Source organism: Peribacillus sp. P4_C12, assembly GCF_056402095.1.
Window position 1 is genome coordinate 1 of the sequence record NZ_JBFUIB010000128.1, and the last position, 9,016, is coordinate 9,016.

The 9,016-nt window shown below is 38.9% G+C and carries 13 protein-coding genes; 5 read left to right on the forward strand and 8 right to left on the reverse strand.

The window, feature by feature from the left end:
• Positions 1-477, forward strand: a 477-nt coding sequence (locus tag AC1DUW_RS15615) for an Hsp20/alpha crystallin family protein (RefSeq protein WP_477642916.1), incomplete at its 5' end; no start/stop codon positions are given.
• Positions 478-554: 77 nt separating this feature from the next.
• Here AC1DUW_RS15615 and AC1DUW_RS15620 read toward each other — a convergent pair.
• A complete protein-coding gene (locus tag AC1DUW_RS15620) occupies positions 555-863 on the reverse strand; it encodes a YppG family protein (protein ID WP_223305476.1) in 309 nt (102 codons plus the stop codon).
• On the opposite strand from AC1DUW_RS15620, the gene AC1DUW_RS15625 reads away from it, so the two are divergent.
• Entirely contained in the window at positions 854-1,096 is a 243-nt protein-coding gene (locus tag AC1DUW_RS15625) for a hypothetical protein (protein ID WP_477642917.1), read from the forward strand. The genes AC1DUW_RS15620 and AC1DUW_RS15625 overlap by 10 nt on opposite strands.
• Positions 1,097-1,262: 166 nt before the next feature.
• Here AC1DUW_RS15625 and AC1DUW_RS15630 read toward each other — a convergent pair whose 3' ends face one another.
• Both AC1DUW_RS15630 and AC1DUW_RS15635 read right to left on the reverse strand, forming a co-directional pair.
• On the reverse strand, positions 1,263-1,631 hold the full coding sequence (locus AC1DUW_RS15630; RefSeq protein ID WP_252430523.1) for a YppE family protein: 369 nt from the start codon (positions 1,629-1,631) through the stop codon (positions 1,263-1,265).
• Between the two features lie 69 nt (positions 1,632-1,700).
• The gene (locus tag AC1DUW_RS15635) at positions 1,701-1,976 is read right to left on the reverse strand and encodes a hypothetical protein (protein WP_053346742.1); all 276 of its coding nucleotides are present in this window, start codon (positions 1,974-1,976) and stop codon (positions 1,701-1,703) included.
• Between the two features lie 194 nt (positions 1,977-2,170).
• Between AC1DUW_RS15635 and AC1DUW_RS15640 the strand changes: the two genes are divergently transcribed.
• On the forward strand, positions 2,171-2,314 hold the full coding sequence (locus tag AC1DUW_RS15640) for a hypothetical protein (protein ID WP_477642918.1): 144 nt from the start codon (positions 2,171-2,173) through the stop codon (positions 2,312-2,314).
• Here the strand turns inward: AC1DUW_RS15640 and AC1DUW_RS15645 are convergent.
• Positions 2,311-3,288, reverse strand: coding sequence for a DUF2515 family protein (locus AC1DUW_RS15645; protein WP_053346743.1), 978 nt, complete (start codon positions 3,286-3,288; stop codon positions 2,311-2,313). The genes AC1DUW_RS15640 and AC1DUW_RS15645 overlap by 4 nt on opposite strands.
• 146 nt (positions 3,289-3,434) lie before the next feature.
• Between AC1DUW_RS15645 and recU the strand changes: the two genes are divergently transcribed.
• On the forward strand, positions 3,435-4,046 hold the full coding sequence (gene recU / locus AC1DUW_RS15650; RefSeq protein WP_083450805.1) for a Holliday junction resolvase RecU: 612 nt from the start codon (positions 3,435-3,437) through the stop codon (positions 4,044-4,046).
• Positions 4,047-4,074: 28 nt separating this feature from the next.
• A complete protein-coding gene (locus tag AC1DUW_RS15655) occupies positions 4,075-6,792 on the forward strand; it encodes a PBP1A family penicillin-binding protein (protein ID WP_477642919.1) in 2,718 nt (905 codons plus the stop codon).
• 47 nt (positions 6,793-6,839) lie between these two features.
• On the opposite strand, the gene AC1DUW_RS15660 is transcribed toward AC1DUW_RS15655, so the two are convergent.
• From AC1DUW_RS15660 to AC1DUW_RS15675, 4 genes are all read right to left on the reverse strand, one after another.
• Positions 6,840-7,358 (reverse strand): YpoC family protein, encoded by a 519-nt coding sequence (locus AC1DUW_RS15660; protein WP_053346744.1) that lies wholly within the window; start codon positions 7,356-7,358, stop codon positions 6,840-6,842.
• A complete protein-coding gene (nth, locus tag AC1DUW_RS15665; RefSeq protein WP_053346745.1) occupies positions 7,355-8,011 on the reverse strand; it encodes an endonuclease III in 657 nt (218 codons plus the stop codon). Before nth ends, AC1DUW_RS15660 begins: the two co-directional genes overlap by 4 nt.
• 22 nt (positions 8,012-8,033) lie before the next feature.
• Complete coding sequence (locus AC1DUW_RS15670) at positions 8,034-8,729, reverse strand: DnaD domain-containing protein (RefSeq protein ID WP_053346746.1); 696 nt, start codon at positions 8,727-8,729, stop codon at positions 8,034-8,036.
• 115 nt (positions 8,730-8,844) lie between these two features.
• The coding region (locus AC1DUW_RS15675; RefSeq protein ID WP_477642920.1) for an amino acid--tRNA ligase-related protein at positions 8,845-9,016 on the reverse strand (172 nt) is incomplete at its 5' end.

Genomic DNA, 9,016 nt, shown 5'->3' on the forward strand with positions numbered 1-9,016 from the left:
AGGAGCACCGTGATGACCTCTTCTGAAAAAAATAATAACCACAAGGGCAGAAATGAGCCTTTTACCCATTTTATTCAAAAGATGGATCGATTGTTTTCCGAGAGACCCAAAGGCATGCTGCAATCACTTGATGATTTCTTTGGTTCAGCAAAAGAACGAAGCTTTCCGGTCGACCTTCATGAGACGAATTCCGAATATATCCTCACTGCTAGCTTGCCCGGAATTGCACGCAGCCAAATTTCCATTGATTTGTTGACCCAGGCGGTAACCATCTCGGCAAATCATGTAGATAGCCTTGCTACGCAACATAAACCTCAAGGATTGTTTCAGAAAGATCTGTCAGCAAGCCGATTATCTAGAACCATTTCCTTTCCAAAACCAATTAATGAGAGAAAAGTAACAGCAAGACATCGCGATGGCATTCTCACTCTACATTTACCCAAGGTTAAGGGAAATCGAATTGAAATCAATGATTAATCTTTTTAAGCAATTAAAAAGCAGACTTAATTAAGTGGCTGGGTCACTTGTAAGTCTGCTTTTACTTTATTCAACATCTAAACTTTGAAGAAGCCCCCTACTCCTTTGACCATTGAAGAAACTTGAGAGACTGTATTCATCATTTGTCCAGCTGTGTTCATCATTTTCGTTATATCCATGGATCCATCTTGTGTTTTGAATTGATTCATAACCGACTTGATACCCGATGGCTGCTGTTTTTGCATGAATTGCTGCTTTGGATATGGATTGTGAGCCTGCTGCTGATTATGTGGGGGACGTTTAGCCGGCTGGAGCGGGTTATCAAACGGACTAAAAGCTTGAGGCTGATGTTGCTGCTGATAGGGCTGCAGTTGCATTGGCTGCATTGGCTGCATTGGCTGCATTGGCTGCATCGACTGCATTGGCGGCTGCATTGGCTGCATTACACTGTTGCCTGGAAACGCTCCCACAGGCATCACCTGTTGCTGCATTTGTTGAAACGGATGATAGGCCGCCTGTTGATATGGGTCATGATTTGTCKGCATATAGCCCCCTTTTTCCTGGGGTGGATAAGGATACATATATGGTTCTTGATTACTGGGCTGAGGATACAGCATAGGCTGYTGGTATCCTCCCCAGTATTCTGATATTGATTGAGGATAATGTTCTTGACTAGGGGAGACTTGGTTATAACCGGATCTCATCATTTTCAATGAGCCCTCCTCATTATTCATGGCATGGTTCCAATAATATATGAAAAAAGAGGAAATATAGTGTAGGTGTTTTTATGATAATATCCGATCGATTTCTGATTTTACATTATTAAGAATAAACACTACCGATTGGACATGACTTTTAAATCGCTTGTAACTGGTTTTTGGAAAAAATGCCTGAACGGCTACATCAGAAAGGTTATGTGCTGTTTGTTCAATTTGCTCGGGGAAAAGATGTTTAAACTCCGTTTCTTTCATCCACTCCTTCATTCCGCTTTCCCATTCCATACAAACGGTTCTGACTTGATCTGCAAACGGCTTAACCTCAGAAAAGAAATCCTTTTCTTTTCCTTCCCTACGTACATTTTCATATATATCATCTGCTTTAACCGCATAATTCAATAATTGTTCAGTTAATCTTTGAAGATTTTCTTTTTGCACAATAAATTCCTCCGCACATTTGTTTCCAATAGTATAATCTAGTTCCTTATAAAATGAAATCCTGTTGGCTTAAAACTGCACTTCAGCTAAAATCTTGTGCGTCCTTTTGGATTTATCTAGTGTAATGGAATAAGAATGGTTTTCTTTTTCAGTATTAATCCAATAATCTTCTGCTTTCTCAATGGCCTCCTGGGCTTCATTTACTAATGTATACTGCTCTGCCCATAGTTTACACCTTACTGTATTAACAGTTTCTCCATATGAATTTTCCAAACAGTCCAGACTGGTACTGATCTCAGCTATCATCCTTAGTATTTCCTCTGTTGCGACACTATTATTGACCATGCTGACCCCTCCCATTCATTACCTGTACTATTCTTTTTTTTATTAGAAAGCCCTTCAACGTTGACAAAACTAGAAGGGAATCGGCAAAGAAAGTGCTATTCACTTAATTTATTGGGACCTTCGACAACAATGGCAGAATGAAGAATGGAGTTTTAAACAAAAATACAGACAGGAGGTGAATTTTATGCAGTCGAATGAAAGCAGACAGAAAGAAAACGARAAACGACAAAAGCCGCCCACCAACAAGGCAGGAACGGGAAATCCGAAACTTAGTGGAGAAAACCGGCCCTCTACCTAAGGCTGTAACACTTGCATCACCATTAACAGGGAAGGCTTAATCAATGCCTTCCCTGTTTGTCATTTTATTAAAAAACCAATTTTTGACCATGACGGCTGTGTGTAGCTGTTTTTGTTTATGGTCATACCAGTCGGTCAACATAGGGTCTTCCTCCCATTCAGGTTTTATAAACCACTCCTTTTTAATTTTTTTATTTGAATCCCACTGTTCAATCTTTTCTGCCTTATGATGGATGATTGGATAAACTCCCCGCAGCATCGGTGTCTCGTGGTACCTAGGCCTTTTTCGATATTGTTCATAATCGAAGCGGGCTCCGGTTGGCTCAGTGCGGCAGGAAAATTCATGAAATTGTGGAAACAACTCCTTAGAAAATAAAAGATTAGCCAATTTTTTCCCCAAATTAATTCTTTCATCGATATTTCTAAAATGCGAAACGGACGAACCATACAATTTCCCATTGCAAGTAGGAAATAATACAGTACTAAAATGCATCCAGTCCTGCAGCAAAAATAATAATGAATGAAATACGAAAGATTGCTTTTTAATAACCGGTTTTTCAATGATATTTTGTTCATTTATTATTAGAGCAGTGACTAATTTTTCGCGATTTCTATGTTTCCAAAAAGATTTCCATTGTTTTGTCATAAATTTGGTAATAAAAAAATAATGACATAAGTGAAACAAAGGACGCCCATACTTCGTCGAATAATGATAGAGCAGTAATTGTGGATAAGCATCCTGGAAAATACGCCAATTCGCTTCTTCATATGTAAGGAATAATTGAAGTCTGTATTTAGAACTAAGTAAATGAGAAAACCAAATCCCTTCAAGATCACACATATTCCAGCCTGCATTTCGGGAAACCATACCTGCCAAAAAGGACCATTGGATTTCTGGATGAACATTAAAAAATTGTTCATATGCTTTAGTTCTTGATATATTATCTCTATTCCCTTTTGCAGTTTGAACTTTTATGGAGTAGAGTAATTGCATTTCCGTCTTTGGAATTCGCATACTAATGCTCCCAACCTTTCAAGAAGGATAAAATGTGACAATTTTGTTGTACTTAAATCCTATCGTTCTAAGAAACAATTCTTTTTATTCACATTTTAGATTCTTTTTTTGCTAATATAGATAAGTGAAAAAAAGGAGGGGTAAAAGTGGCATTTCATTATCCCAACGGACGAAGATTTGTACCGCAGGCAATGGAAGAAAAGAAAAGCCCACTTAATAAAATCAGTTATAGCAACCGGGGAAAAACATTAGAAGATGATTTGAACGAAACCAATCAGTATTATTTAGCACACGGTATTGCCGTCATTCATAAAAAACCAACACCTATTCAAATTGTCGATGTTCACTACCCGAAAAGAAGTGCCGCTGTTATTAAAGAAGCATACTTCAAACAAGCATCGACTACCGATTACAATGGTGTTTATAAAGGAAAGTACATTGATTTTGAGGCAAAGGAAACGAAAAACAGCAGTTCCTTCCCTCTTAAGAATTTTCATGACCATCAAATTGAACATATGAAACATATCGTTCAGCATGACGGAATTGCATTTGTAATCATCCGTTTTTCTGCTACGGATGATATATATTTAATGAGTTCTGAACAACTAGGTTTTTATTGGAAAAGAATGAAAGACGGCGGACGCAAATCTATTACTCTCCAAGAGGTCGAAAGTAGTTCAGAAAAGATTACTCTTGGCTTTCAACCGAGAATTGACTATATTAAAGTAGTAGATTTACTAATCGCAGAAAATTTTTAGTTTTTTTTAGAAAGGCAGGTTAGCTGTAATGGCTGAAAAATATAATACTAGAGAAGAACGCCGAAAGCAGGGGCAGACTCAGAAAAAGGCACCAAAAAATGGGCCGAAAAAGTCAGCAAGCATGCTCAAGCGCATTTTTCTTATACTCGTTACAATTGGAATTATCGGCTTAGTCACTGGAGGTGCTGCATTAGCTTACTTTATAAGTGATGCTCCCAAACTTGATGAAAAGCTTTTAAAAGATCCAGTTACTTCAAAAATCCTTGATGAAGATGGTAAATTACTGGCAGAGGTTGGCAGAGAGAACCGGGATTATGTCAATTATGAAGATATACCTGATCTTGTAAAAGAAGCCTTCCTGGCAACAGAAGATTCCCGCTTTTATAAACATCACGGGGTTGATTTTTTACGTCTGGGTAGCGCAGTCATCGCCAACGTCAAAAATGGATTTGGCTCAGAGGGTGCTAGTACTTTAACCCAACAAGTTATCAAACGTTCTTATTTAACGCCTGATAAAACTATTAAAAGGAAAGTCCAAGAAATGTGGCTATCCATACAGCTTGAAAGAAAGTATACAAAAGATGAAATTTTTGAAATGTATGTTAATAAAATTTTCTTTGCAAACCGTGCAAATGGGATTTTGACTGCATCTCAAACATATTATGGAAAAGATTTAAGTGAATTGAAATTAAACGAAGCGGCCATGCTTGTTGGATTACCGCAAAGTCCAAGCCGTTATGATCCATATAAATATCCTGAACGTGCAAAAGAACGTCGCGATATTGTACTTCATTTAATGAATAAACATGGTTATATATCCGAGAAGGAAATGAAAGATGCTCAAAATATCGATATTGCTGAAGGACTTCAAGAAGTTGATAAAAGTCAAATAGACACGACAGCTTATGATGCGTTTATCGACTTAGTAATTGAGGAAGTCGGGGATATGGGAGACTATAACGTCTTTACAGATGGATTAGAAATACAAACGACTATTGATAAAGACGCCCAAGAATATGTTTATAAAATGCTAAATAGTGATGAAGTCATCAATTACCCAAGTAAGGACCTTCAAGCCGGCCTTACCTTGCTTGATACACAATCGGGTGAAATTAAAGCAGTAGGCGGCGGTAGGAATACAACGGTTAAGCGCGGCTGGAATTATGCAACGGATGCCAAGCGTTCACCTGGTTCGACCATTAAGCCAATTCTGGATTATGGTCCTGCAGTAGAATATTTAAATTGGTCCACCTACCATCAAATCAAGGATGAGGAATATACCTACAGTGACGGAACACCGCTTAAAAATGCTTCAGGGCGCCATTATGGTACAGTTACAACTCGTGATGCACTGGCAAGGTCATTAAATATCCCTGCCTTAAAAACGCTTCAAGCAGTCGGCTTGGACCGGGCACGTGATTTTGCTGTAGACCTGGGCATTCCTTTTGATAAGGAAATCACCGAATCCGCTGCAATTGGCGGTGGCAAAGATGTTTCCACACTAGAACTTGCCGGAGCATACAGCACATTCGGTAACAGCGGAATCTATAACAAACCGCATACAGTGAAAAAAATTGTTTTACGTGATAAAACTACGATCAAAAACAAAATGGAAACGAAACCTGTAATGAAAGATTCAACTGCTTTTATCGTGACGGACATGCTGAAAAGTGTCATGAAAGAACCTTATGGAACAGGAAGGTTAGCCAATAYACCTAATCTCCCGGTAGCCGGTAAAACGGGGTCAACCAATTTCACGCCTGAACAGCGTGCAAAGAACAACATCCCATCTTCCGGTGTAAAAGATAGCTGGATGGCGGGTTATACAACCAATTATACAGTCGCAGTATGGGCCGGTTATGACAACGCCCCAGGTGGAAAAATGGAATATCTGGGTGATTCATCTCAAAGAATTCCAAAAGCAATATTTAAGAATTTAATGGAATATATGGCGAACTCAAAGGAAACTAAAGACTTTGAACAACCTGACAGTGTTGTGAAGGTTGGAGTCATAAAAGGCTCAAATCCAGCTATTAAAGCCAATGAATATACGCCAAGTGATAAAATCACTTATGAATATTATGTTAAAGGACACCAGCCAACACAAGTGACGACAGAATATAAGAAAATGGACTCACCTGGCATTAACGGTTCTTACAATCAGGAAAGTAATGAAATCAATCTATCATGGTCATATCCTAAAGGTAATGGGAAAACCCAATTCGAGGTTAAGATGTCCGTTGATGGCGGAGCACAGAGCGTATTAAAAAAATCGAAGGATACTAGTTTAACGATCCCTAATCCAACCCCTGGAAGTAAATATACTTTCTCAGTGGTAGCTTTAGTGGATAACCAACAAAGTGATCCTGCTAGTACCTCTGTGGAAATTCCTGCAGAAGCGAAAGAACCTGAGAAAACAGACGAGGATATTGAAAAACCAGCCGAAGATGAAAATCTGGAACAAGAAACTCCAACCGAAGGCGAGGACAATCAAGGCAAAGAGAATCAAGGCGAGGACAACGGCAATGGCAACACCGATAATGGAAATGGAAATGGTAACGAAAATGGAAACGGCAATAACAATGGCAACAAAGATGATGGTAATGGCAACAAAGACGACGAAGACGTTGTTGATGAAGGAGATACTGAACCTGGAACAGTAGAGGAGAATAAACCAGAAAAACCAGTCGAGACTCCTGACCCCACTCCTGACCCAGATAAACCAGATAAAGAAAATAAAGACTAACAAATAAAAAACGTCTAAGCTTTAAGCTTAGACGTTTTTTATCGTTCTTATTTTTTAATTCTAGACTTTACATATTGTTTTTCAAACTCCCTAAACAATTCACTGAGCTGCCTATACGAATGAAAAAAAGCAGGTCTTGCAAGGATAAAAGAAAGCCTTTCAACCAAATTGACTGGAATATAAGTAAAGTCCTTTATCTGTCCCTGCCAAGCACTCATTACAACTGGCATTCCATGCATCCAATAGACTGCCGATAAAAATAAACCAATTCCCTGCTTCATGGGTTCCAAAGCCTGTCCCGCTTTCCTCTCTGAAAATATCAGACCGCATTCAGCTTCGATTTTCTTCCACTTTTCCAGTAGTTCCGGGACATGCCCATCTCCATCTTTCCAAGGTAAATAAGACTCTACTTTATTATAAAAAAGTAACTCATATGGGAAATTCTCGAGTTGAATCAAACAATTCCACTCATTATAGTCTTCTTTTTCCAAGATGGTTTCCTCATTAGAAAAAAACAAAGGATGTTTTAATTCAGCAGGCACTCTTAATGAAAGCAATTGCGTCATTTGACCTCTATCCTTTTCATTCTTTTTTTCCCTTCACGGCACAGCTCTAGAAGCGGGCAGGTTTCACATCTTGGTGACTGGGCCTTGCAATGATAGCGTCCAAAGAATATCAGCCGGTGGTGCGTAACAGACCATTCTTCCTTTGGTATCTTGACCATTAATGTTTTCTCAACTTCAAGCACACTGTCCTTCCAGCGACATAATCCCAGTCGCTTGGAAACACGCTCTACATGGGTATCAACCGCAATCGCTGGCACGTCATACGCGACCGATACGACTACATTGGCTGTCTTTCGGCCTACACCAGGTAATTTAGTAAGCTCATCACGATCACGTGGAACTTCCCTGTCGTATTCCTCAATCAGCATTCGTGACAACTTTTGGATATTCTTAGCCTTATTACGAAACAACCCGATTGAGCGAATGTCATTTTCCAACTCCTCTATCGGGACGCTTATGTAATCCTCAGGCGTTTTATATTTTTGAAATAGATCCTTAGTAACCTTATTAACTAATACATCCGTACATTGAGCTGACAGGGCAACAGCAATCACCAATTCAAATGGATTGGAATGATTCAGCTCACAATGGGCATCCGGAAACATCTCACCCATTGTATCCAAACAATAGCGAATTTGAGCTTTATTCAGCATGTTCGTTCTCCTTTAATTCACATTACTGCTCGAGCCAGTTATAAAAGGGCACATCTTTCATCGGTTGTGTTGGCTCTATTTTCCGGTCCCTTTTTTGATGCACTCTAAATTTTTGTCCTTGCTCCCTTGCTTGTTCCAGGGTTTTTATTCCATTCTTTTTCCACTCAAATAAAATCCGGTCAATGTAACGGAAATTCAATTTACCAGAAATGACAGCCTCCTTAAGAGCTGATTTAATAATTTCAGGTTGATGATCATCTTCCATCCACATTGCCAATGTCTCACATTCAAATGGAGATAATGGGCGCCCGAACTCCTGTTCAAAAATCGTATAAAGACTCTCCCCGGCTTTTTGTACCTCAGCGGATTCAGCCTGTTTCAAAGACTTTAAGAAGCAGTCCATCATTTTTTCATATAGCGGAGCCAGCGAATATTTTTCCTGGCCGATTTCTTGATTACTTTCAACCACCATTTCAACAAACCCTCTTTGAACCAAACGTTGGATTAAAAATAGACATTCCGATTCTTGTAATGTCATTCGTTCAGATAGTTGGGATGGTGCAGGAAAAGGATTATCTTTATCAATAAAACTTTGCAATTGAAGTAATAGGACCATTTCTTGTTCATTTAGTCCCATTTTCTTATAGTTAGTCAACAAAAAGGATGGAATCGTTATCGTTCCTTCCTTAAACCACGCATATAAATGTTCTTTATTCATGTTATGGACACCTCTAAATAAGTATAACATGAATAAGGGTTTACGAATAAGCTTATAATTTTAACAAAAAACGGTTATCTGCCAAATATGACAAGATAACCGTTTTATCATGGAATCAAGGATATAATCGATTTAATAGGCGTGGGAATGGAATAGTTTCACGGACGTGTTCAACTCCACTAATCCATGCTACTGTCCGTTCTAAGCCCAAACCGAAGCCTGAATGCGGTACCGATCCATATTTTCTTAACTCCATATACCATTTGTAAGCATCTTCACTCAAGCCA